General features: G+C 68.7%; 25 protein-coding genes. 14 read left to right on the plus strand and 11 right to left on the minus strand.

The window, feature by feature from the left end; genetic code table 11:
• Positions 1–95 precede the first annotated feature (95 nt).
• On the plus strand, positions 96–1,178 hold the full coding sequence (locus F624_RS0118415; RefSeq protein ID WP_019575813.1) for an AbrB family transcriptional regulator: 1,083 nt from the start codon (positions 96–98) through the stop codon (positions 1,176–1,178).
• 26 nt (positions 1,179–1,204) lie between these two features.
• On the opposite strand, the gene F624_RS0118420 is transcribed toward F624_RS0118415, so the two are convergent.
• Positions 1,205–1,498, minus strand: coding sequence for a BTH_I0359 family protein (locus tag F624_RS0118420; RefSeq protein ID WP_019575814.1), 294 nt, complete (start codon positions 1,496–1,498; stop codon positions 1,205–1,207).
• Between the two features lie 118 nt (positions 1,499–1,616).
• Positions 1,617–2,765 carry a DUF3108 domain-containing protein gene (locus F624_RS32635; RefSeq protein WP_019575815.1) on the minus strand — a complete coding sequence of 383 codons (1,149 nt, stop codon included), beginning with the start codon at positions 2,763–2,765 and terminating at the stop codon, positions 1,617–1,619.
• A 120-nt stretch (positions 2,766–2,885) separates the two neighbouring features.
• Between F624_RS32635 and F624_RS0118430 the strand changes: the two genes are divergently transcribed.
• Complete coding sequence (locus F624_RS0118430; RefSeq protein WP_019575816.1) at positions 2,886–3,899, plus strand: fumarylacetoacetate hydrolase family protein; 1,014 nt, start codon at positions 2,886–2,888, stop codon at positions 3,897–3,899.
• A gap of 731 nt (positions 3,900–4,630) precedes the next feature.
• On the opposite strand, the gene F624_RS0118435 is transcribed toward F624_RS0118430, so the two are convergent.
• The 6 genes from F624_RS0118435 to F624_RS0118460 all read right to left on the minus strand — a co-directional run bounded on the left by F624_RS0118435 (position 4,631) and on the right by F624_RS0118460 (position 8,254).
• Positions 4,631–5,239, minus strand: a complete 609-nt coding sequence (locus F624_RS0118435) for a MarC family protein (protein WP_019575817.1) — start codon at positions 5,237–5,239, stop codon at positions 4,631–4,633.
• A gap of 3 nt (positions 5,240–5,242) precedes the next feature.
• Positions 5,243–5,656: a VOC family protein gene (locus F624_RS0118440; protein WP_019575818.1), complete on the minus strand. Its 414-nt coding sequence runs from the start codon at positions 5,654–5,656 to the stop codon at positions 5,243–5,245.
• A gap of 40 nt (positions 5,657–5,696) precedes the next feature.
• A complete protein-coding gene (locus tag F624_RS0118445; protein WP_019575819.1) occupies positions 5,697–6,632 on the minus strand; it encodes a patatin-like phospholipase family protein in 936 nt (311 codons plus the stop codon).
• Complete coding sequence (locus F624_RS33510) at positions 6,629–7,249, minus strand: OmpA family protein (RefSeq protein WP_019575820.1); 621 nt, start codon at positions 7,247–7,249, stop codon at positions 6,629–6,631. The genes F624_RS0118445 and F624_RS33510 overlap by 4 nt, the downstream gene beginning before the upstream one ends.
• Positions 7,250–7,452: 203 nt before the next feature.
• Complete coding sequence (locus F624_RS0118455) at positions 7,453–7,827, minus strand: hypothetical protein (protein ID WP_019575821.1); 375 nt, start codon at positions 7,825–7,827, stop codon at positions 7,453–7,455.
• 61 nt (positions 7,828–7,888) lie between these two features.
• Entirely contained in the window at positions 7,889–8,254 is a 366-nt protein-coding gene (locus tag F624_RS0118460) for a TraR/DksA family transcriptional regulator (protein WP_019575822.1), read from the minus strand.
• A 263-nt stretch (positions 8,255–8,517) separates the two neighbouring features.
• Between F624_RS0118460 and F624_RS0118465 the strand changes: the two genes are divergently transcribed.
• Positions 8,518–9,336 carry an enoyl-CoA hydratase/isomerase family protein gene (locus F624_RS0118465; protein WP_019575823.1) on the plus strand — a complete coding sequence of 273 codons (819 nt, stop codon included), beginning with the start codon at positions 8,518–8,520 and terminating at the stop codon, positions 9,334–9,336.
• 29 nt (positions 9,337–9,365) lie between these two features.
• Here F624_RS0118465 and F624_RS0118470 read toward each other — a convergent pair whose 3' ends face one another.
• Positions 9,366–10,010 carry a glutathione S-transferase gene (locus F624_RS0118470; protein ID WP_019575824.1) on the minus strand — a complete coding sequence of 215 codons (645 nt, stop codon included), beginning with the start codon at positions 10,008–10,010 and terminating at the stop codon, positions 9,366–9,368.
• A gap of 126 nt (positions 10,011–10,136) precedes the next feature.
• On the opposite strand from F624_RS0118470, the gene F624_RS0118475 reads away from it, so the two are divergent.
• The 9 genes from F624_RS0118475 (at position 10,137) to F624_RS0118510 (ending at position 17,494) form a co-directional block, all read left to right on the plus strand.
• The gene (locus tag F624_RS0118475) at positions 10,137–10,520 is read left to right on the plus strand and encodes a hypothetical protein (protein ID WP_019575825.1); all 384 of its coding nucleotides are present in this window, start codon (positions 10,137–10,139) and stop codon (positions 10,518–10,520) included.
• A gap of 108 nt (positions 10,521–10,628) precedes the next feature.
• Positions 10,629–11,198, plus strand: a complete 570-nt coding sequence (locus tag F624_RS0118480) for a Crp/Fnr family transcriptional regulator (RefSeq protein WP_019575826.1) — start codon at positions 10,629–10,631, stop codon at positions 11,196–11,198.
• Positions 11,199–11,221: 23 nt separating this feature from the next.
• Positions 11,222–11,581 carry a DUF2946 family protein gene (locus F624_RS0118485; protein ID WP_019575827.1) on the plus strand — a complete coding sequence of 120 codons (360 nt, stop codon included), beginning with the start codon at positions 11,222–11,224 and terminating at the stop codon, positions 11,579–11,581.
• A gap of 82 nt (positions 11,582–11,663) precedes the next feature.
• Positions 11,664–14,057: a TonB-dependent receptor gene (locus F624_RS0118490; protein WP_019575828.1), complete on the plus strand. Its 2,394-nt coding sequence runs from the start codon at positions 11,664–11,666 to the stop codon at positions 14,055–14,057.
• A gap of 12 nt (positions 14,058–14,069) precedes the next feature.
• Positions 14,070–14,651 carry a YcnI family protein gene (locus tag F624_RS0118495; RefSeq protein WP_019575829.1) on the plus strand — a complete coding sequence of 194 codons (582 nt, stop codon included), beginning with the start codon at positions 14,070–14,072 and terminating at the stop codon, positions 14,649–14,651.
• A gap of 22 nt (positions 14,652–14,673) precedes the next feature.
• Entirely contained in the window at positions 14,674–15,153 is a 480-nt protein-coding gene (locus F624_RS0118500) for a copper chaperone PCu(A)C (protein WP_019575830.1), read from the plus strand.
• A 130-nt stretch (positions 15,154–15,283) separates the two neighbouring features.
• A complete protein-coding gene (locus tag F624_RS35880; RefSeq protein WP_245573675.1) occupies positions 15,284–15,757 on the plus strand; it encodes a PhaM family polyhydroxyalkanoate granule multifunctional regulatory protein in 474 nt (157 codons plus the stop codon).
• A 37-nt stretch (positions 15,758–15,794) separates the two neighbouring features.
• The gene (locus tag F624_RS35885; protein WP_245573676.1) at positions 15,795–16,124 is read left to right on the plus strand and encodes a hypothetical protein; all 330 of its coding nucleotides are present in this window, start codon (positions 15,795–15,797) and stop codon (positions 16,122–16,124) included.
• Between the two features lie 89 nt (positions 16,125–16,213).
• On the plus strand, positions 16,214–17,494 hold the full coding sequence (locus F624_RS0118510) for an FIST signal transduction protein (RefSeq protein ID WP_031255478.1): 1,281 nt from the start codon (positions 16,214–16,216) through the stop codon (positions 17,492–17,494).
• On the opposite strand, the gene F624_RS32645 is transcribed toward F624_RS0118510, so the two are convergent.
• The gene (locus F624_RS32645) at positions 17,455–18,024 is read right to left on the minus strand and encodes a MarR family transcriptional regulator (protein ID WP_019575832.1); all 570 of its coding nucleotides are present in this window, start codon (positions 18,022–18,024) and stop codon (positions 17,455–17,457) included. The two genes, F624_RS0118510 and F624_RS32645, sit on opposite strands and share 40 nt — an antisense overlap.
• Positions 18,025–18,160: 136 nt before the next feature.
• Here F624_RS32645 and F624_RS0118520 point away from each other — a divergent pair, with 136 nt between their 5' ends.
• A complete protein-coding gene (locus tag F624_RS0118520) occupies positions 18,161–19,366 on the plus strand; it encodes a sulfite oxidase (RefSeq protein ID WP_031255479.1) in 1,206 nt (401 codons plus the stop codon).
• On the opposite strand, the gene F624_RS0118525 is transcribed toward F624_RS0118520, so the two are convergent.
• Positions 19,347–20,102 carry a helix-turn-helix domain-containing protein gene (locus F624_RS0118525; RefSeq protein ID WP_019575834.1) on the minus strand — a complete coding sequence of 252 codons (756 nt, stop codon included), beginning with the start codon at positions 20,100–20,102 and terminating at the stop codon, positions 19,347–19,349. The genes F624_RS0118520 and F624_RS0118525 overlap by 20 nt on opposite strands.
• A 166-nt stretch (positions 20,103–20,268) precedes the next feature.
• Between F624_RS0118525 and F624_RS0118530 the strand changes: the two genes are divergently transcribed.
• Complete coding sequence (locus tag F624_RS0118530; RefSeq protein WP_019575835.1) at positions 20,269–22,197, plus strand: MFS transporter; 1,929 nt, start codon at positions 20,269–20,271, stop codon at positions 22,195–22,197.
• Position 22,198 lies beyond the last annotated feature (1 nt).

Here is a 22,198-nt window from a genome sequence, read left to right on the forward strand (position 1 = left end):
ACACGCATGCGCGCATACTATCCCGACTCCGGCATGCCACAGGCATGGCCTTCTGGCCCGGCCGGGTTTGGTCTCTGTTCTGTTCGCCTGCCTGTATGCCCACCCGCCTCCACGACGTCATGCGCGCCGCGCTGACCCTGCTGCTGGCCTGGCTCACTGCCCAGGCCTTTGTGGCCCTGCACATTCCCCTGCCCTGGATGCTGGGGCCCCTCTTGTCGGTGGCCGCGGCCAGCATGCTGGGGGCGCCGGCGCTGAGCCTGGCGCCGCTGCGCAACCTGGGGCAGTGGACGATTGCCGCCGCGCTGGGCCTGTATTTCACGCCCGAGGTCACCGCCCTGGTGCTGGGCCTGTGGTGGGCGATTGTGTTGGGCATTGTCTGGGCGCTGGGCCTGGGCTGGGCCTTCGGTCAGTGGCTTTGCCTGCGCAACCGCGCCTTGCTGAGCGGGCTGGATGAACCGGCCTTGCGCGCCACCACCTTTTTTGCTGGGGCCATCGGGGGCGCTTCCGAGATGACCTTGCTGGCCGAGCGCGCCCAGGCCCGCACCGAACTGGTGGCCGCCAGCCATTCGCTGCGCCTGGTGATCGTCACGGTGTTGATTCCTTTTGCCTTCACCTTCAGCGGCCTGCATGGCCTGGATCAGATGCCTGCGACCACCCGGGTCGTTGATGGGGCTGGTTTGGCCTTGCTGGGGGCGGCCACCGGTGTGGGCGCGCTGGTCATGCACCGGCTGGGCCGCGCCAACCCCTGGTTTCTGGGCTCACTGGTGGTGTCTGCGGCCATCACCATGTCAGGGCACACGCTGTCGGCGGTGCCGCAGTGGATGTCGAATGCGGCGCAGCTGGTGATCGGGGTGAGTCTGGGGGTGCGCTTCACGCCGGGCTTCATCCACACGGCGCCACGCTGGATGGCCTCGGTGGTGTTCGGCGCCTTCGCCATGGTGCTGCTGTGCGCCGGCTTTGCCTGTGCGCTGGGCTGGGCCGCCGGCCTGCACCCGGCCACCATGGTGCTGGGCACCTCGCCTGGGGGCATTGCCGAGATGTCGATCACGGCCAAGGTGTTGCAACTGGGCGTGCCGGTGGTCACCGCCTTCCAGGTGTGCCGCCTGGTGGCCGTGCTGCTGCTGGTCGAGCCGCTGTACCGGGCCCTGTACCGGCGCCTGAAACCCGGCCAGGTCTGAGCCTGGTCAGGTGAATGCTGGGGTGTTCAGTGCACCAGCACCGGGTTCTGGGCCAGGCCGGAGTAGCGCTCCAGCGTGCTTTCCACCTCTTCCTCGGTGGGGGCGTTGAGCTGCCAGCCCAGGATGATCTGCTGGAACATCTCGGCCCAGGAGCCGTCGAGGTACACCTCTTTGCCCGAGCGTTTGTCCACGATCTCGAAACCATGCCGCGCCAATTGAGGCACAGCGGGCTCCCGTGCCTCGGCGCTGCCCGGGGTCAGGTCGAGGTCGGGCACCAGGTGCACCACCACAAAGGAGTCGGAGTCATAGAGCATTTGCATGAGATGGATTCCTTCTGAGTCCCATGGTAGATGGCAATGACCGTGCCAGTTTCAAGATCTGCGTAAATCCATGGGCACTGCAGGTTTTCAGCAACACCCGGACAGGGCCGGGCTGGCCTCAGGGCGTGAGCACACCGGTCAGCTGCTGGTCCACGAAATCGCCCTGCGACTGCGTGATACGGATGCGTGCCGGCAGGTAGTGGATGCCGGGTGCCAGCCACAACTCGACGCGGGTGTCGAACTCGGTGCGCGGCGCGCGCGTGATCTTGAGGGTGGGCAAGGGGCCTTGCGCCAGGGCCAGTTCTTCCGGGCCGTCCACCACAAACACCCAGGTCTCGGCGTCGCGCGGGCCCACCGTGGGCACGGTGATGCGCGTGCCGGGGCCGAACTGGGTCGGCTCGGCCGCCACCAGCGAGGCCAGTTGCATGAACACGCTCAGGCGGTCCTGCATGCCGGGCAGCAGCACCGCATCGGGGGTGTTGGCGCTGAAGGTGACCTTGCCCTGCTCCGCGTCGAAGTGGGCCGCCTGTTCATTGCGCACCTTGTCGCCAAAGCGGGTCGGGGCCAGGCCGGCCGCGGTGATGCGGCCGCGGCTGGTCTGGCTGCGCCCACCGATCAGAAACATCTTGACCGAGGCCTGGGCCTCGTACTGGCTGCCATCGTGGGTCCAGCTCATTTCACCGTTGGCCTGGTAGTTCAGGTGCTTGACCTCGGCCTTGACCGCATAGCTCAGGCGAATCGGCGGGGGCACCTTGACGCTCAGGGTACGGTGTTCTGCGGTGGCCGGGCTGACCTCGGGCGCCTTGGCCACCGGGGCCGACGTCGGCCCGATCACCGGCTGCGGCTGGGGCGGGTCCGTGGCGTCCGGGCTGGCGCTCAAGGCCGGGGCATCGCTGGGGGATTCGGGTAACGCAGAGGTCGGGTCCGGCTGGCTGTCGTTGACCGCTTGGCGGGTGGCCTGGGGCGCCGGGATGCTGCGCGCCGGGCGCCGAATCACCCGGGTCGGATGGGCCACGGCCCCCGCGGCCGTGACCGGGGCCGCCACCTCCACCCGCCGGGTGCTGAACACGGGCAGGGGCAGGGCGGCCACCCGTGTGCCCGGGCCTTCGCCCGCCGGCAACAGGCTGCGGCCCTGCCACAGCAGCGCGGCGTGCACGGCCAGCACCAGCACGGTCAGGCCGACCAGGGCCCGGCGTGAGGGGCCGCTGCGTTCGGGCCGCTGCCGTGCATGGGCTTGAAGGCCGGCCTGTTCCTGTTCCGTGCGCACTAGAATCCGCTGCTTTCCTTGGCTTGAACCGATTGAACCACGCGCCCTGTGCCGGCGCGGTGGGTGCTCGCAAAAAGGCCCTCAGCCCCCGCCAACCCCTACGCCGGAGACCCGCGCACCATGAAACTTGCCACCTACAAAGACGGATCGCGTGATGGCCAACTGGTCGTCGTGTCGCGTGACCTGAGCAACGCGCATTATGCGACCGGCATCGCCACGCGACTGCAGCAGGTGCTGGACGACTGGAACTTCCTGGCCCCGCAGTCGCAGGACCTGTACGAGCAGCTCAACCAGGGCAAGACCCGCCACGCCTTTCCCTTCGACCCGGCGCAGTGCATGGCCCCGCTGCCGCGCGCCTACCAGTGGGCCGACGGCTCGGCCTACCTCAACCACGTTGAGCTGGTGCGCAAGGCGCGCCAGGCCGAGGTGCCGGCCACCTTCTACACCGACCCCTTGATGTACCAGGGCGGCAGCGATGACTTCATCGGCCCCTGCGACGATGTGGTGGTGCCCAGCGAAGACTTCGGCATCGATTTCGAGGCCGAGATCGCCGTGGTGACCGGCGACGTGCCCATGGGCACGCCGGCTGATCGTGCGCTGGACGGCATCCGCCTGGTGATGCTGGCCAACGACGTGTCGCTGCGCAACCTGATCCCGGCCGAGCTGGCCAAGGGCTTCGGTTTCTTCCAGAGCAAGCCCGCCACGGCCTTCAGCCCGGTGGCCATCACCCTCGACGAACTGGGCGAGGCCTGGGACCAGGGCCGTGTGCACCTGACGCTGGAGTCGACCTGGAACGGCCGCAAGGTGGGCCAGTGCGAGGCCGGCCCCGAGATGACTTTCCACTTCGGCCAGCTGATCGCCCACATCTGCAAGACCCGCAACGTGCGCGCCGGCACGATCGTGGGCAGCGGCACGGTGAGCAACCAGGGCGTGACCGACGCCCAGGGTCGCACCGAGTGGCCTAAGGGCTACAGCTGCATTGCCGAGAAGCGCTGCATTGAGACGATTCAGAACGGCAAGCCGAGCACCGCGTTCATGAAGTATGGGGACACCATCCGCATCGAGATGAAGGGGCGCAATGGGGTGAGTTTGTTTGGGGCTATTGACCAGAAGGTGGTGGAGGTGGAGGGCTGACTTGGCGGTCAGGGCGCATGGGTGGTGGCCAACCTGGGGCTGGTGCCTTGGCCACTGGTTGTGGGTTCTGTGTTGCCGCTGCGCTCTGTTCGTTCTGCTCTTCGTTTGAGGTCGGAGGCCGGGATTGCGCCCCGGCGGGCGCCTCACTTTCTTTGCTTCGCCAAAGAAAGTAAGCAAAGAAAGGCGACCCGACGTGCACGCCCTGCTGCGCAGGGTCCGCTGCGCTGCTCAACTTGGGCGGGGTCTCGCTAAACTCGCTGCGCTCAAACAGACGCGAGCCCTTTTTCCGCCCAAGTCTGCGCTGCTCGCCGTGCCCGACGGGAGGTGGGGATCGGGAACCGACGGCTGCTGCTGCGCAGCGGCGCCGTGTTGTTTCAATCGGAGGGCGCGGCTGCGTAGCAGCGCGGGGGCATCAGTGCTCTGCCCGACAAATCACACAACTACCTACCAGTGTTGCTGAATGCACCGGCACTGCCGATTTCGTCAGTGCGCTCGCAAGCTCGCCCGCTCCCGATCCCGTTTGCCCCGTGGGGCAGCGCAGGGAACCACGAAGTGGCCCTGACTTCGGGTCGCCTTTCTTTTGGGTACTTTTCTTTGGCGAAGCAAAGAAAAGTGCCTCGGCCGCCGGGACGAACCCCCGGCCTCCGCCCTTCAACAAAGAGCAAAAGGAACAGAGCGCAGCGGCAGCAAAGAACCCCCAACGAGTGGAGAAGGCACAGCACCCCGCACCCTCACCCCCGCAGCAGCTGCGGCACCAACACCTTCAACCCCCGCAGCAGCATCTCCACCGACACCGCCACCAGGATCAGCCCCATCAATCGCTCAAAAGCCAGCACCACCCGCTCGCCCACCAGGCGCTGGATGCGGTCGGCCAGCACCAGCACCACGGCGCACACCGCCATGGTCACGCTCAGGGCGCCCACCCACTCCAGGCGCCGCTCGGGCGCCTGTGACACCAGCAGCAGCACGGTGGCCAGGGCCGAGGGGCCGGCCAGGGCGGGGATGGCCAGCGGCACGATCAGGGGTTCGCCCTCGGGCAGCGGGCTGCCGGCCTCGCGGGCACTGGGGAAGATCATGCGCAGCGCGATCAGGAACAGCACCACCGCGCCGGCCAGTTGCAGGGCCAGATCGCTCAGGTTCATCTGGCGCAGAAAGCCCTCGCCCATGAACATGAAGCTCAGCAGCAGGCCGAAGGCAATCGCCACCTCGCGCACGATGACCCAGGGCCGGCGGCTGGGCGGCACGTTGCGCAGGGCGCTGGCGAAGATCGGGATGTTGCCCAGCGGATCGGTGATCAGCAGCAGCAAGATGGTGGCCGAGGTGAATGTGTAGCTGGTCACGGCTCAGCTTTCGTAGACCGAGTCCAGTGAGTCGAAGCCCTTGACCTCGATCGGGTTGCCGAAGGGGTCGCAGAAGAACATCGTCCACTGCTGTCCGGGCTGGCCTTCAAAGCGCAGCTGGGGCGGCAGCACGAACGCGGTGCCTGCGGCCTGCAGCCGGGCGGCCAGGGCTTGCCAGTCGGGGGTTTCCAGGATCACCCCCAGGTGTGGCATGGGCACCAGCTTGTCACCCACGTGGCCGGTGGGTGCGGTGGCAAACGGGGTGCCCAGGTGCAGCGAGATCTGGTGGCCGAAGAAATCGAAATCCACCCAGGTGGCGGTGCTGCGCCCTTCGCGGCAACCCAGCACGTCGCCATAGAAGCGACGCGCCGTGTCCAGGTCGGTGACGTTGTAGGCGAGGTGGAACAGGCTTTTCATGGCGCCGGAGGATAGCAGCCCCGGCGCCGGGCGGTGCGGCTCAGCCCGTCCGGGCCTTGCCCGGCAGGCGGCGGGCCAGCTCGGGCAGGGCCCGGCGACCGGCCTCGTAGCCGGCCTGGATCATCTCGCGCCGCGACTGGAAGTCGGTGCTGCTGAAACGGCTGGTGTCGGGCCGGATCACCAGATCGGCCTGCCTGGCCTCCAGTTGGATCAGGGCCCGGCCCATGATCTCGAACGATTGCAGGATCACCTCGTACAGGCCGGCGCCGGTGTTGTTGCGCGGTGGTGTGCTCACGTCCACCGCAATCACGAAATCGGCGCCCAGTTGGCGCGCCTGCTGCACCGGCAGCGGGCTGACCAGGCCGCCGTCGACCAGCTCCTGACCATTCACCATGGCGGGCACGAACACGCCCGGGATGGCACAGGAGGCGCGCACGGCCAAACCGGCGTCGCCGCTTTTCAGGGCCAGCAGCTCGCCGCTGACCAACTGGGTGGTCACGGCACAGAAGGGGATGCGAAAGCGCTCGATGGGCTGCTGGCGGAGTTGCTCATTGACCAGCTTTTGCAAGGCCTCGCCGGCAAACAGGCCGCGTTTGTTGGCAGCGCTCAGGTCGGCCACGTCCAGGTCGCGCACCTTGAGCGCAATCTCCTCGATCTGCCAGGGGCTCATGCCGGCGGCGTAGCAGGCGCCGATCAGGGCTCCGGCGCTGGTGCCTGCCACGGCATCGGCGCGGTAGCCCGCCTCGTCCAGGGCCTTGAGCACGCCGATGTGGGCAAAGCCGCGCGCCGATCCACCGCCCAGCGCCAGGGCCACCCGGGGCACGGGGTTGCCGATGGGTTTGCTTGGGGTGGTGGCGGGGGCCGGCGTCGAAGGCTTGGGGGCGGCGTTGGCCGTGCGGGCCATGAGCGCCAGGCCCAGCACCGCGGTGCCCAGGCTGCGGCGGGGCAGGCGATCGCGTGGGGTGGTCGGCATCATGAGGCGGCTGCCGGGCGCACCAGGCCCTGGTCGATCATGGATTTGAGCCGGTCCCAGGCCGATTCGAAGGCGTTGGGGGCCTCACCTCGGGTCAGGGTGTCGAGTTGCTCGTCCAGCACCAGCACCTCGACGCGCCGGTTCAGGCGCCGCCCCTCTTCGGTGGCGTTGGACGCGACCGGGCGCTTGTACGAATAAGCCTCGGTCTTCAATCGTTGCTCGGGCACGCCCAGGGCGATCAGTTCGCGCCGCACGGTTTGCGCGCGGGCTTCGGACAGGGCCTGGTTGGTAGCGTCCGAGCCGGTGCTGTCGGTGTGGCCTTCCAGCACCACCGGGTGCTCGGTCTTGTGCAGCAGCAGATCGGCCACACGGCTCAGGTAGGGGGCCGCCTCGGCTGGGTTCAGGCTGGCCTGGCCGGTCTGAAACAGCGCTGAGCTGGGCAGGAAGATCTGAACCCCGCGTGGCGATTGCGCCACGGCCAGTGTCGGGCCGCTGTAGACCCGGGGTGCCAGGGGCGTGGGCGCCGGGGCCGGGGGCGGGCTCTGGCAAGCGCTCAGAGCCCACGCGGCGGTCAGCAGCACGGTGTATCGGAAGGGGGTCGGGCGGGTGTTGGGAGGCATGTCGGCGATGACCGAAGTGAGCAGTGGGAATTATCGAAACACCCTCCGCGTCTCGATCCCCTCAGGCTCGCAACTTCCTGCGCCCAGTGTGACATTCCGCGCAGAAATCGAAATTGAAAGAAATTGTTTCAATGAAAAAAGCCCCCGGGCCGGTGGGCGACGGGGGCTGGGTCAGGGGCGCAGCGCATCGGGCCGCGCGGGTTTCAGGCCACCGAGGGGTCTGCGGCCAAGTTGTCGAACTTCTTGAAGTACTGGCGGGCCAGGGCCACCAGTTGGGCGTCGGTGGGGTGGTCGGCGGCGATCGAGTCGACGATCACACCGGCAATGGCCTTCTGGTGGCTGTTGCACCAGTCACGGAAGTTGGTGCGGGCCAGGCCGGGGCCGGTCAGCAGCACTTCGCGGGTGCCCGCCAGGGCTTCGGCGATGGTGGCGTAGAAGGCCACATCGTCGACGGTCTTGCCCTGGTGTTTGTGGTGGCTGCGCGACTTGACGCGCTGGGCTTCCACATGCTCTCGGTCGAACATCAGCACATGGGCTTCGGAATGGTCCAGCCAGACAACGGCGTGAAAAGTGGTCATGAGGTCTCTCTTTCTGAGGTGGGTGAGTGATGAAGGGCAGGCACGGGCTGCGCAGGCAGGCTCAGTGCGCGTGCGGGTGTTCCTGGGCTTCTTGGCATCGGATGCAGCGCTCGGCCTCGGGGGCGGCATGCAGCCGCGCCGCCGGGATCTCGACGCCGCAGTCCAGGCATTCGCCGTAGTGGCCCTCGTCGATGCGCTTGAGGGCGGCATCGATGGCGGCCACTTCGGCGGTTTCGCGTTCATCGAGTGCGAAAGCCAGTTCACGCTCGGTGGCCGATTGGGCGTGTGAATCTTCGGGTTGCGGGGCGCGGCCATCGGCTTGGGCGCGGTCGACCAGGCCGCCGCGCTGTTGGGCCAGTTGCTCGATCAGCGAGGTGCGCTGGGCCAGCAGTTGTTCGCGGAAGGGTTGGGTGAGGTGGGGGTGCATGGTGGCCTTTCTGATTTCTGGTTCGGCCCGGTCTCCTGGGCCATGGCTTCATGATCTGCCTGGTGCGTGGTGCCGTCTTTGATCGTGGTCAAGGGCGCTTGTAGGCATTGAAGGGCATTGAAGGGCATTGAAGGGCATTCAAGGGCGTCCATGGGCCCGCCATGGGCGCCTGGGGTCGCGCAAGGGCCCTGGAGGTGACAGCGCGCGCCGGGTGGGGGGCCGCACAATCCTCGCGATTCCAACCCAAGACCCAGGAGACCGACATGACGAGCCACGCCACCCCGGCACCCGACTACACGCGCTACACCACCCTGGCCATCAGCCGCCGCGGCCCCGAGGGGCAGGTGCTGGACATCCAGATGCGCGCCCTCAACGGCAAGTTGCCCACAGCCGGCCATGCGGGTCACCGCGAGCTGGCCGAGATCTGGCGCGATGTGTCGGCCGACGACAGCGTGCGGGTGGCGGTGCTGCGCGGCGAGGCCGGGGGCTTCTCGGGCGGTGGCGATCTGGCCATGGTGCAGGAGATGAGCGACAGCCACGAGACCCGGGTGCGGGTCTGGAAAGAGGCGCGCGACCTGGTCTACAACCTGATCAACTGCGACAAGCCCATCGTCAGCGCCATGCACGGGCCGGCGGTGGGGGCGGGCCTGGTGGCCGGCCTGCTGGCCGACGTGTCGATCGCCGCGCGCAATTCCCGCATTGTGGACGGCCACACCAAGCTGGGCGTGGCCGCCGGTGACCACGCGGCCATCGTCTGGCCGCTGCTGTGCGGCATGGCACGGGCCAAGTACTACCTGCTGTTGTGCGAGCCGCTGTCGGGCGAGGAGGCCGAGCGCATCGGCCTGGTGTCGCTGGCGGTGGACGAGGCCGAGCTGCTGCCGCGCGCCTACGAGGTGGCCGAGCGCCTGGCCGCCGGCAGCCAGAGCGCCATCCGCTGGACCAAGTACGCCCTCAACAACTGGCTGCGCCAGGCCGGGCCCACGTTCGACAGCTCGCTGGCGCTCGAATTTTTGGGCTTTGCCGGCCCGGATGTGCGCGAGGGCATCAGCGCCCTGCGTGAGCGCCGCCCGGCCCGGTTCTGAGGGGCTTTGAGCGCCCAGAGGGCCTGGCTTTACTTGCGCCGGCTCAGCATCAGCTCGGTGTTGGTCTTGCGGTCGGCGTTGATCTTCTGCACATGGGGGCGCTCACCCATGCGCTTGAGGTAGTCGCGCACCGGCAGCTCGGCCAGGTAGTCGCGGCCGTAGACGATCTTGGTGGCGCCGCTGATCAGCGGCAGGTGCACGATGGCGGTGCAGTCAGCCAGGCTGAATTGATCGCCTGCGATGAAGGGCTGGTCAAAGCGGGCGAGCTTGGCAAAGGCCGCGATGTTCTTCTCAAGCTGGGCGCTGATCTTCTCACGCGTGCCCTCGCTCACCTGGCCACCAAAAAAGGCCTGCGGGTACAGGTTGCGGGCCACCAGCTCCAGGTGCAGCTCCAGGTAGGTGATCAGCTCGCGCACCTTGGCGGCGGCAAACGGGTCGCTGGGCAGCAGCGGGTGGGCCGGGTGGGTCTGTTCGATGTATTCGCAGATCACGGCCGACTCGCTCAGGGCGCCGTGCTCGGTCTTCAGGTAGGGCACCTTGCCCAGCGGGCTGGCCTGCAGGTCCACCTCGCCCACCCAGGCGAGTTCTTCCTCGAAGGGCAGGCCCTTCTCCAGCAGGGCCAGTTTGACCTTGTTGTAATAGTTGCTTGCCGCAAATCCGCACAGTTTCAGCATCGGGGGTCTCCAGTTTGTTGTTCAGGTCGCCGGCGGCGCTGGGCCCCGGCGCTTGCCATCGTAAAGGCCTGTCGGGGCAGTCGGGCGTCCCGCGCTTGACTTGCTGCAGTGCGACATAATTCAGACATGCCGTTCATCCGCCCGCATCAACTCTTCGCCCGCTCCATGCTGGCGTGGTTCGTGCTGTTCGTCGGCGCGTCGGTGGCCTCGCCGCTGATCCATCCGGTGGATTGGCAAGAGGTGTGCACCTCCTCGGGGGCGCGTCGCCTGGTGGTGGGCACCAGCGGCGGCAACAGCACCGACGAGTCCGATGGCCTCTGGAGCGCGCTGGCCCACACCCTGGACTGCCCGGCCTGTCTGCCCGGCCTGGCGCCGGCCCCCGGCCGCTTGGCCCTGGCTGCACCGACCTGGACAGTGGCCCTGGCGCCCGGTGCGGGCGGTGGCGCAGGGCCTGTGGCCCGGGCGACCAGCGCCCCGCTGCCGGCGCGTGGCCCACCCGGATCGGCCTGATTCCGCTCCGGACCGGGCCGACCCTTGCCGTCGGCCTCGGGCTCAGTCATGTAGGCCCGGGAACGCTTTTTGCCTGTCCCTGGCGTTCGTCTTATCAAGGGGGTCTTGATGACCTGTCAAGAAATTCAGCTGCCCGGCGAGGCCAAGGCCTTGCGCATGGGCGATTCATTGTTGGAAGCCGGCGCCATCGGCCCGGTGTGGCGCGTCACCCGGGGGGTGTTCCGCCTGGAGCGTGTCAGTGACGAGGGCGTGGCCTTTGTCCAGTTGGCCTTGCCAGGGGATCTGCTTGGGGTGGAGGCCTTGTGCAGTGAGCGCTATTCGTTCTCGGCCACCGCGGTGGTCGACAGCGAGGCCGTGCCGCTGGCCCTGGCCGACGAGGCGGCCCGGCACCGCGTGTTGGCCGATGCCTTTTTGCAGCAGCAGGCGCGCACCGCCGAGGCCGTGCGCCTGCGCAGCGGCACCGTGGCCAGCCGGGTGGACCACTTCCTGACCACGCTGGCGCATGCCACCGGGGTGATCACCCAGCGCGTGCGCGACTGCGATCTGCCCTACCTGCGCGACATCGCCCACATCGTGGACTCGGCGCCCGAGAGCGTGTGCCGGGCCATGGGTAGCCTGGTGGCGCCCCGCACCCGGGCGCGCCCGGCGCGGCGCAAGCTGGACTCTGCGCTGGCTTGAGCTTTCCCGCATAATCAGCCGCCATGCACACCCTGCGCCAAGCCCGATACCTCGCCCGCCTGATGGTGGCGTGGTTTGTGCTGTCGTTGGGCGTGGCGGTGGCGTCGCCTCTGGTCGTGCCGCTCGACATGGAGTTGGTGTGCTCCTCCACCGGCGCCATCAAGGTGCTGGTCAAGTCGGCCGATGGCAGCACGGCCAGCCAGACCGGCCACACGCTCGACTGCCCCCTGTGCGCGGCCCTGGGCGCGCCACCCCCGGTGCACACCGTGGTGCTGCCCCCAGTGCTGCCACTGGGCCATGTGCTGCAGAGCATCCCGGCCGCGCGCATCGCGGCCCTCACGGCGGCGCCCCTGCCGCCGCGCGGCCCGCCCGCACTCGCCTGAAATCCAGCCTTCCCGGCCACCGCCTGTGCTCTCCTGATGTGAGCCGCCGGTGCGCCCCGATCTGTTCTTTTCTGGAGTGCCCATGCGCAAAAGCCGCATGGCGTCGGCCCTGGCCGTCGCCTTTCCCCGTGTTTCCTCGTCTTCTTCTGTCGTCGCTCCGGTCCTGACCGGTGTGCTGGCCCTGTCTTTGCTGCCCCTGGCCCAGGCCGACGACAGCAGCACGCCCACCAAGTCGCTGGGCGTGGTCACCATCAGCAGCGGTCAGCCGAGCTCGCTGCCCACGCAGATCCCCACCACCCTGGAGGGGGCCACCCGCGAGCAGATCGAGACCACCATCAACGCCACCGACAGCGAAGACGCGCTCAAGTACTTTCCCAGCCTGCTGGTGCGCAAGCGATACATCGGCGACTACAACCACGCCATCCTGTCCACCCGGGCCTCGGGCACCGGCAACAGCGCCCGCTCCATGGTGTATGCCGACGGCATCCTGCTGTCCAACCTGCTGGGCAATGGGGTCGGCGGCCTGAGCTTTCCGCCCCGCTGGGGCCTGGTCACGCCCGAAGAGATCGAGCGCGTGGACGTGATGTACGGTCCCTTCTCGGCGGCCTACGCCGGCAACTCGGCCGGTGCCGTGGTCGACTACGTGACCCGCATGCCCACCCGCTTCGAGGCCCATGTCTCGGCCGGTTTCACCACCCAGCCCTTCGAGCTGTACAACACCAGCGACACCTACAAGGCCTGGCAGACCAGCGCCTCGCTGGGCAACAAGAACGGGGATCTGTCGTGGTGGCTCAATTTCAACCACACCGACAGCGACGGCCAGCCCCTGACCTTTGCCACCCGCTTGCTCAGTGCCGGCAGCGCCACCGGCTCGGGCACCGCCGTGACCGGTGCCGTGGCCAATGCCAACAACGCCGGCCAGAAGTGGATCGTGCTTGGCACCGGCACGCAGTACCACACGGTGCAGGACCATGTGAAGGCCAAGCTGGCCTATGACTTCACGCCCACCGTGCGCGGCAGCTACACCCTGGGCGTCTGGCAGAACACCTCGGTGGGCAGCCCGGTGTCCTACCTGCGCAACGCGGCCGGGCAGACGGTCTACAGCGGGGCTTTCAGCACGGGCGGCCTCACCTACTCGGGCTCGCAGGCCCTGAGCGGCGCCGACTTTGCGCTGACGCGCCAGGCCAGCACCCATTTCATGCACGGCTTGTCCCTCAAGAGCCACACCCAGGGCGAGTGGGACTGGGAGCTGGCCGCCAGCCTGTACGACTACAGCCGCGACCTGCTGCGCCAGAACGCGGCCAGCAACCCCGCACCAGCGGCCGCCAGTGGCGGCGCCGGCACCCTGGCCGACGGTGGCGGCACCGGCTGGAACACCCTGGCCGCACGGGGCACCTGGCGCCCCACCGGTTTGCAGGGCGCGCACATCGTCGACTTCGGCGTGCAGCAAGACAGCTACAAGCTCAGCTACGTCACCAGCACCCTCAGCAACAACTGGCTCAGCGATGCGGCGGGCAGCCTGGCCTCCAGCGTGAAGGGCCGCACCCAGTTGCGCAGCCTGTGGGCCCAGGACGTGTGGGCCTTCGCGCCGCGCTGGAAGGCCGTGCTGGGCCTGCGCCTGGAAGACTGGACGGCCACCCAGGGCCAGACCAACTTCTCGGCCAGCAGCGCGCTGGCGTTTGCCGAGCGCTCGGTGCAGGCTGCCTCGCCCAAGGCCGCTTTGTCGTGGCAGTGGCAGCCCGACACCGTGCTCAAGGCCTCGCTGGGCCGCGCTGTGCGCTTCCCGACCGTGGCCGAGCTGTACGGCGCCACCTCGACCACCAACTCGCAGTACATCAACGACCCCAACCTGAAGCCCGAGCGCTCCTGGACGGCCGAGTTGAGTGCCGAAAAAGACCTGGGCAACGCCCTGGCGCGCCTGACCTACTTCGCAGAGACCACGCGCGACGCGCTGTACTCGCAAACCGTGTACGACGCCGCGGCCAACAAGAACATCAGCCGCGTGCAGAACGTGGGCCGCATCGACACCCAGGGCCTGGAGGCCGCCTTCAATGGCCAGGGCGTGGGCTGGCGCGAGCTCGACGTGCTGGGCAGCGTGACCTATGCGCACTCCATCATCAAGGAGAACGCAGGCTACGTCAGCACCCCCGGCGATACGCTGGGCCGCCAGCAGCCCAACATCCCGCGCTGGCGCGCCACGGCCCAGGCCACCTGGCACTTCAGCCCGCAGTGGAGCGCCAGCCTGGGCGCGCGCTACAGCGGCCCCCAGTACCGCACGCTGAACAACGCAGACACCAATGGCTTCACCTACATGGGCGTGAGCCGCTACTTCACCACCGACCTGCGGGTGCTGTGGCGCATCGACAAGACCCTGACGGCCTCGTTCGGCATCGACAACCTGAACAATGACCAGTACTGGAACTTCCACCCCTACCCGCAGCGCAGCTACCAGGCCAATCTGCGGGCTGACTTCTGAAAGCGAAACGCCATGATCAAGCCAACTTCCCTATGGGCCGCCCTGGCCCTGGCACTGAGCGCTGCCGCGCAGGCCCACGTCACCCTGGAGCAGCCCCAGGCCACGGCCGGGGCTGCCTACAAGGCCGTCTTCAAGGTGGGCCATGCCTGCGGCGAAGGCCAATCCACCACCGCCATCACCGTGCGTGTGCCCGAGGGGTTTCGCGGCGCCCAGCCGGTGCCCAAGGCGGGCTGGACCCTGAGCGTCCAGCGCGCCGCGCTGGCCCAGCCCTACGAGGCCCACGGCCACCTGGTCAAGGACGACGTGGTCGAGGTGCGCTGGCAGGCCCAGGGCCCCGCCAACGCTTTGCCGGGCGCCTACTATGATGAGTTCGTGCTGCGCGGCACGCCGGCCGGCCCGGCCGGGCCGCTGTGGTTCAAGGTGCTGCAGGGCTGTGATGGCGGCCAGTCCGACTGGGCCGAGGTGCCCGCCTCGGGCAGCTCCACCCGGGGCCTGAAAGCCCCGGCCGCCCTGCTCGAGGTGGTGGCACCGGCCGCTGCAGTCGCCCCATCGGTCCCGGCCACCCCCGCCGCCCCGGCCGCCCATGTCCATTGATTCCATTGCCAGAAAGCCCCCCATGCAAAAAGCATTCATGACCCTGATCACCGCCGCCAGCCTCGCGCTGGCCGCCTTGCCCGCCAGCGCCCAGGTGGTGCAGGTGCAGGGCGCCTGGGCACGCGCCAGCGTGCCGGGCCAGAAGGCCACCGGCGCCTTCATGACCCTCACCGCCCCGGCGGGCGCCACCCTGGTGGGCGTCAGCTCGCCCGCGGCTGGCGTGGCCGAGGTGCATGAGATGAAGATGGAGGGCGATGTGATGAAGATGCGCGCCCTGCCGTCGCTGCCCTTGCCGGCCGGCCAGGCGGTGGAGCTCAAGCCCGGTGGCTACCACGTCATGCTGCTCGACCTCAAGGCCCCGCTGGCCAAGGACAGCCAGGTGCCCCTGACGCTGAAGCTGCGCGACGCCAAGGGTGCCGAAAGCCAGCTTGACATCAGCGTGCCCGTGTCGGCCACGCCGCCGGCGGGCGGCATGGCCGGCCACGAGCACCACAAGCACTGAAGCCCCGGGCGCTGCAACCAAAGGCAAGCCTTGTGTGCAGCGCCCCGATCAGGTGCAATTCCGCCTGTTCCAGTGGCGAGACCTCCGGTAAGCTGCGGCATCGATCTCATTTTCAGAAGATGGAGCAGACATGACGGACACCACCCCCTTCGGCTTCGGCAAACTTGTGCCGGGTTTCGACTTCCTGCAGAACCTGGCCAGTTCGGCCGTCAAAGGGGCTCAGCAGGGCCTGCCCAACATGCCCAGCCTCTCCAGCTGGGTGGCCCCCACCCTGAGCGTCGAAGAGATCGACAAGCGCATCACCGAACTCAAGGCCGTGCAGTTCTGGCTCGATCAGAATGCCCGCGCCCTCGCCGCCACCATCCAGGCCCTGGAAGTCCAGAAGATGACCCTGGCCACCCTGAAGGGCATGAACTTCAGCATGGGCGATGTGGCCAAGGCCTTCCAGGTCAAGACGGCCGACATGATGTCGGAGATGCAGAAGGCCTCGGCCAACCTGGCTGCCGCGGCCACCGCCGCCACCACGGCCTCGGCCCCCCCCCGCACCGGCCCCCGCCCCCGCGCCCGCGCCGGAGCCCGAGCCTGCACCGTCCCCCGCGCCTGAACCCGCCCCGCAGGCCGAGGCCGCGGCCGCACCCGGTGTGATCGACCCCTTGCAATGGTGGGGCGCGCTGACCCAGCAGTTCCAGCAGATCGCCACCGACGCCATCAAGGACACGGCGGTGGCCCAGGCCCTGGACAGCACGCGCAACCTGGCCACCGGCCTGGCGCGCGAGGCCCTCAAGACCACGGCCGAAGCCGTGACGGCCGGCGTCAAGGTGGCCAAGGCCGCCAAGGCCAGGGCGACCCCCGAAGTCAAAGCGCCTGCTCCCGCAAAGGCCGCCGTCAAGAAGGCGCCTGCCGCGCGCAAAGCCCCGGCGGCCAAGAAGGCCGCCCCGGCCAAGAAAGCGGCGCCGCGCCGCGCCTCCTGAAGTCAGGCTGGCCCAGGTTCCAGCGGGCCAGATTCCCTCTGAAGGGGTTTTGACGCGGCAGAATGGGGGCACGCCATCGCGGAGTCCTCATGTCACTTTTTCCTCACGGCCACGCCACCCATCCCCAGTGGCGCATGGCAGCCGGCCTGGTGCTGGCCCAGTTGCGGGCCCAGATGGCCTTGCCCGGCTATGCGCACAACCCCACGCTGGGCCTGCTCTACATCACCGACCATTACGCCGCCGAGGCCCAGGACCTGCTCGACTTCCTGTCGGCCGAGCTGCCCGAGATCAACGACTGGGCGGGCACCGTGGGCATCGGGGTGGCCGCCAACAACGCCGAGTACTTTGACGAACCCGCCCTGTCGCTGATGCTGTGCGACATCCCGGCACACCAGTACCGGGTGTTCTCGGGCGTGGCACCGCTGGGCCTGGGTTTTCAGGCCCATGCCGCGCTGGTGCACGCCGATGCCGGCACGCCCGATGTGGCGGAGCTGATTGCCGAGATGGCTGCCCGCACCGACACGGGCTACCTGTTTGGCGGCCTGGCCGCCAGCCGCCACGGCAGCGTGCAGTTCGCCATCGGGGGGGATGGCAACATCCGCGGCCACGGCGCGGCGCGCGGCGTGTTCCGCGGCGGGCTGAGCGGGGTGGCCTTCACCGAAGAGGTGTCGCTGATCTCGCGCGTGACCCAGGGCTGCCTGCCGGTGGCGCCGGTGCACGAGGTGACGGCCGCCGACGGCCATGTGGTGCTGGCCCTGGACGGCGAGCCGGCGCTGGCCGTGCTGCTGCGCGACCTGCGCGTCACGCTCGACCTCGACGGCCCCCAGCGCAGCCCCGCCTTGCAGCAGGCCCTGGAGGTGTTGCGCTCCACCCTGGTGGGCCTGAGTGCGGCGGGCGACGACAGCCTGGACCGGCACGGCCGCTTCGGCGCCGATGTGCTGGTTCGCCACATCATCGGGCTCGACCCGGCGCGCCAGGGCGTGGCCGTGGCGCACCCGCTGCAGGTGGGCATGCGCCTGGCGTTCTGCCGCCGCGATGTGCAGGCCGCCCGTGCCGACCTGATGCGCATCTGCGCCGAGATCCGCGAAGAGCTGGAGCCCGAGATGCTCTCCGTCGACCAGGCCACGGCCCTGTCGGCGGGCTTGCCCGAGGCCGGCCCCGTGGCCGGGCGCCGCATGGCCGGGGCGGTGTACGTGAGTTGCTCGGGGCGCGGCGGCCCGCATTTCGGCGGGCCCAGTGCCGAGCTGCAGATCGTGCGCCACGCGCTCGGAGACGTGCCCCTGGTGGGCTTTTTTGCGGGTGGCGAGATTGCCCGCCACCACCTGTATGGCTACACCGGCGTGCTGACGGTGTTCACCACTGAGGATTGATCGGCTGCCGCCGTCTCGCCCGAGCTGCCGTCCTGGGCTTCGCGCCCATCCTGGCCGCGGGCATGGGCAATCAGTTGGTCGAACAGCTCGCCGAGCCGGGCCTGGTCTGAATCGGACAAGGCGCCAAAGATGGCCTGGTTGCGCCGCTCGATCACTTCCATGGTGCGGCGCCACTGGCTGCGGCCGGCCTCGGTCAGGCTCAGCACCACGCCCCGGCCATCGGTGGGGCTGGCCTGCTTGAGCACCAGGCCTTGATCGACCAGCGACTGCGCGGCCCGGCTGGCCTGGCCCTTGTTCAGGTTGGCCCGGTGCGCCAGGTCGTTCACCGACAGTGGCTCGAAGGCGCCGATCGAGGCCAGGCAGCGCCCGTCGCTCATCGGCAGGCCCGCCTCGGCCGGGTAGGCGCGCTGGCTTTCCAGGTCGGTCAGCTTGTGCAGCAGGTGCAGCCGGTAGGTCAGGGTGCGCTCCAGTGGCATCGCCGGCACGGTCTCGCGCTGCGCTGTGATGGAGTGGGAGAGGGTGTTCGCCATAGGGGTAAGTCTACCCACGGCCAAGCCCGGGCAGGCCCTGGCTTTGGTCCACAATCGTGGGCAGACCTTCCATGGCCCGTCGATGCGCCCGCCTGTGTGCGGGCGTGTCCGGCGGCCTGTTCCTTGCTGGTGTTCCATGTCCGAATCCCTCCCGACAGCCTCTCGTTCTGACCTCTCACGCCGGCATTGGCTCGGGGGGGCGGCCGGCCTGTGCCTGCTCGGAGGCTGGCAATCCCCGGTGTTTGCCGAGCCTCGTGTGTTGCCCGGCTATGTGGCCTGGAAAGACGCCTCGGCCCTGGAAGAGCACAGCCACCTGGCCCTGGAAACCCGGCGCAGTGCCGTGGGCAGCAGCGTCATCACCCCGGCCAGCCAGTTGTTCGTGCGCAGCCACCTGCCGCCACCCGAGGCCCGCATCCTCAGTGACCGCGACGCCTGGGTGCTGCAGACGGCCGGCCTGAAGCAGGCCCGTGACATCACCCTGGGCGAACTGCGCGATCTGGGCCTGGAGACCGTGGCCACGGTGCTGCAATCGGCGGGCAATGGCCGGGCCTTCATCCCGGGCAAGGTCAACGGCCTGCCCTGGGGTGTGGGCGCGGCCGGCTGCGTGGTCTGGAGCGGCGTGCCGCTGCGCCGCGTGGTCAGCGCGCTGGGCGGGCTGGACCCTGCGGCGCGCTTCATCACCGCCACCGGTGCCGAGGTGCTGCCCGAGGGCATCGACCCGCTGAGCCTGCTGCCCGAGCGCTCTGTGCCTTTGCTCGCCCTGGATGACGCCCTGTTGGCCTGGGAGATGAATGGCGAGCCGCTGCCGCTGGCCCATGGTGGCCCCTTGCGCCTGATCGTGCCCGGCTACTACGCCGAGAACCAGATCAAGTACATCCGCCGCCTGGCCTTCACCGAGCAGGAGAGCGCGGCCCGCATGATGGCCCGCGATTACCGCCTCACCCCCATGGGGGCCGAGCCCGGGCCGGGCGATGCTCCGCTGTGGGAGATGGACCTCAAATCCTGGATCAACAGCCCCGCCCCGGGCGGGCGAGCGCTCAAGCCCGGGCTGGTGCGCGTGCTGGGCGTGGCCTTTGGCGGCACCCGCGCCGTGCGCCAGGTCGAGGTCTCGGTCGATGGCGGCCAGCGCTGGGGCGTGGCCCAGTTCTCCGGCCCCGACCTGGGCCGCTTCGCCTGGCGCCAGTTCGTCTTCGAGACCGAGCTGCGCACCGGCAGCCACGTGCTGGCCTGCCGCGTCACCGATGCCGAGGGCCGCGAGCAGCCGCGCCTGCGCACCGACAATGCCGGCGGTTTTGCCAACAACAGCTGGCTCGACCACGCCATCAAGGTGCAGGTGGCCTAAGCTGGATGCGCCGCAAGGCGCTGAAGGCCTCGAACTCCCAGCTGCGCTGGGCCAGCAGCAGGGTGTAGCCCTCGCGCTGGCTTTCGGGCAGCTTCTGGTCGGCCAGGTGCTGCTGGGCAAAATCCTGCGCCACGCGCTGCAGTCGCTCCATGAACATGGGCGCCAGGCTGCGGCTGATGCTGCCATGCACCAGCAGCAGGCCTTCGTCCGGGCCCGAGAAGGCCCCTGAAAAATAGTCCAGCAAGGCGTGTTCGCGGAAGAAGTTCATCACCGGCCCGTGCGGGCGCCAGCGAAAGGTCTTGGCCAGCTTGAGCCGGTAGCGGTTCTGCGGGCGCAGCTCGATGATGCCGACCCGGTCCAGTTGCAGCAGGGCCTTCACCGCCTCGGCCTCGCTCAGTCGGTAGGTCTGAGTGATCTGCTCCAGCGTCCACTGGCTCAGCACGCAGATGGCGCACAGCAGCAGCTTCTTGTCGGCCACCACGGCGCGCTCCTGCGCCTCGGTCAGCTGGGCCAGCAGGGGCTGGGCATCGGCCACCCGGCGCGCCAGGTCGGCAAAGTCGAGCCGCAGGGCGCGGCAGATGGCGTCGATGCGCGACAGCGACAGATCACCCTTGGCCAGCATGCGCTTGACGCTGGACTCGGCCATGCCCAGGGCACGCGCCAGGTCGGCATAGGTCATCTGGGCGGATTTCAGTTCCTGCTTGAGGATGCGGATCAGGTCGGCGGTGCTGCTCATGGGGGCTGTCGGCGGGTTGGGTATCGGATTGGGCTACTAAAAGGTGATTTTGAGCATTCTGGTGCCAAAAACGTGTCGCTGCACGAGGGGGTTGCAGACACTCGGGGCTCAGGTCACCGGGCCCGCCTGCCTCTAAACTCGGCCCACCGTCGATTTCTGTCACACCATGAACCCCTCCGTCCAGGACGCTCATTCCGAGCACCCCAACCAGTTCGCCCTGCTGCGCCAGCGTCGGTTTGCACCGTTCTTCTGGACCCAGTTCTGTGGTGCGGCCAACGACAACCTGTTCAAGTTTGCCTTCACGGTGATGGTCACCTACCAGCTGCAGGTCAGCTGGCTGCCGGCTTCGCTGGCCGGGCTGGTGATCGGGGCGCTGTTCATCCTGCCCTATGTGCTGTTCTCGGCCACCTCGGGCCAGCTGGCCGACAAGTGGGACAAGACGCGGCTGATCCGCCTGGTCAAGTCGCTCGAGATCGCCATCATGCTGATCGCGGCCTGGGGCTTTGTCAGTGGCCTGGTGCCGGTGCTGTTGCTGTGCACCTTCCTGATGGGGCTGCACAGCACCCTGTTCGGGCCGGTCAAGTTTGCCTACATGCCCCAGGTGCTGAGTGAGCGCGAGCTCACTGGGGGCAATGGCATGGTCGAGATGGGCACCTTTGTGGCCATTCTGCTGGGCCAGGTGGCGGGCGGGCTGCTGGTGGCCGTGCCCGCCGTGGGGCATGCCGAGGTGGCCGTGGCCTGCGTGCTGCTGGCCCTGCTGGGGCGCGGCGTGGCGCAGGCGATCCCGGCCACGCCGGCCACCGACCCGGGGCTGAAGATCAACTGGAACCCGGTCAGCGAAACCTGGCGCAACCTGCGCCTGGCGCGCGAGAACGTGGTGGTGTTCCGCTCGCTGCTGGGCATCAGCTGGATGTGGTTCTTCGGCGCGGTGTTCCTGAGCCAGTTCCCCAGCTTTGCCAAGGAGGTGCTGCACGGCGATGAAAAGGTGGCCTCGCTGCTGCTGGTGGTGTTCTCGGTGGGCATCGGCATCGGTTCGCTGCTGTGCGAGGTGCTGTCGCGCCGCCATGTCGAGATCGGCCTGGTGCCGCTGGGCGCCATTGGCATGAGCGTGTTTGCCATCGACCTGTACTTCGCCTCGCGCGGCCTGCCGCCGGCCGAGCAGATGGGCCTGGCCGCCTTCGTGGCCCAGCCGGCGCACTGGCATGTGATGGCCGACCTGCTGCTGCTGAGCCTGTTCGCCGGCCTGTACAGCGTGCCCATGTACGCCCTGATCCAGATGCGCAGCCAGCCCACCCACCGGGCCCGCATCATCGCGGCCAACAACATCCTCAACGCGCTGTTCATGATCGGCAGCTCGGTGATCGCCGGCGCCCTGCTGGGCGCGGGCTTCAGCATCCCGCAGGTGTTCCTGTTCGTGGGCCTGGCCAATGCGGTGGTGGCCGGCTACATCTTCCTGCTGGTGCCCGAGTATCTGCTGCGCTTCGTGGCCTGGGTGATGTCACGCTTTGTGTACCGGTTCAAGGTGCGCGGCGACGAGCACCTGCCGGTGACGGGGGCCGCCGTGCTGGCCTGCAACCACGTGAGCTTTGTCGATGCGGTGCTGCTGATGGCGGCCAGCCCGCGCCCGATCTACTTCCTGATGGACCACCGCATCTTCCGTGCGCCGCTGCTGGGCACGCTGTTCCGCCTGGCCAAGGCGATCCCGATCGCGCCGCAGAAGGAAGACCCCGCGGCCTACGAGGCGGCCTTCGAGCGCGCCGCCCAGGTGCTGCGCGAGGGCGACCTGCTGGCCATCTTCCCCGAAGGCGGCATCACCCGCGACGGGCAGCTCCAGCCCTTCAAGGGCGGCATCGTGAAGATCCTGCAGCGCGCCCAGGCCGACGGTCTGAGCGTGCCGGTGGTGCCCCTGGCGCTGACCCATCTGTGGGGCTCGTTCTTCAGCCGCATCGAGCAGGGCGACGCCATGGTGCGCCCGTTCCGGCGCGGCCTGTTCAACCGCGTGGGCTTGGAGGTGGGGGCCCCGATGGCACCGGCCGGCCTCAGCCCCGAGAGCCTGCGCGAGCAGGTGGCGGTGCTGCTGGCGCGCGGAGACTGAG

Origin of the sequence: Curvibacter lanceolatus ATCC 14669 (assembly GCF_000381265.1) — a bacterium.
GTDB lineage: Bacteria > Pseudomonadota > Gammaproteobacteria > Burkholderiales > Burkholderiaceae_C > Curvibacter > Curvibacter lanceolatus.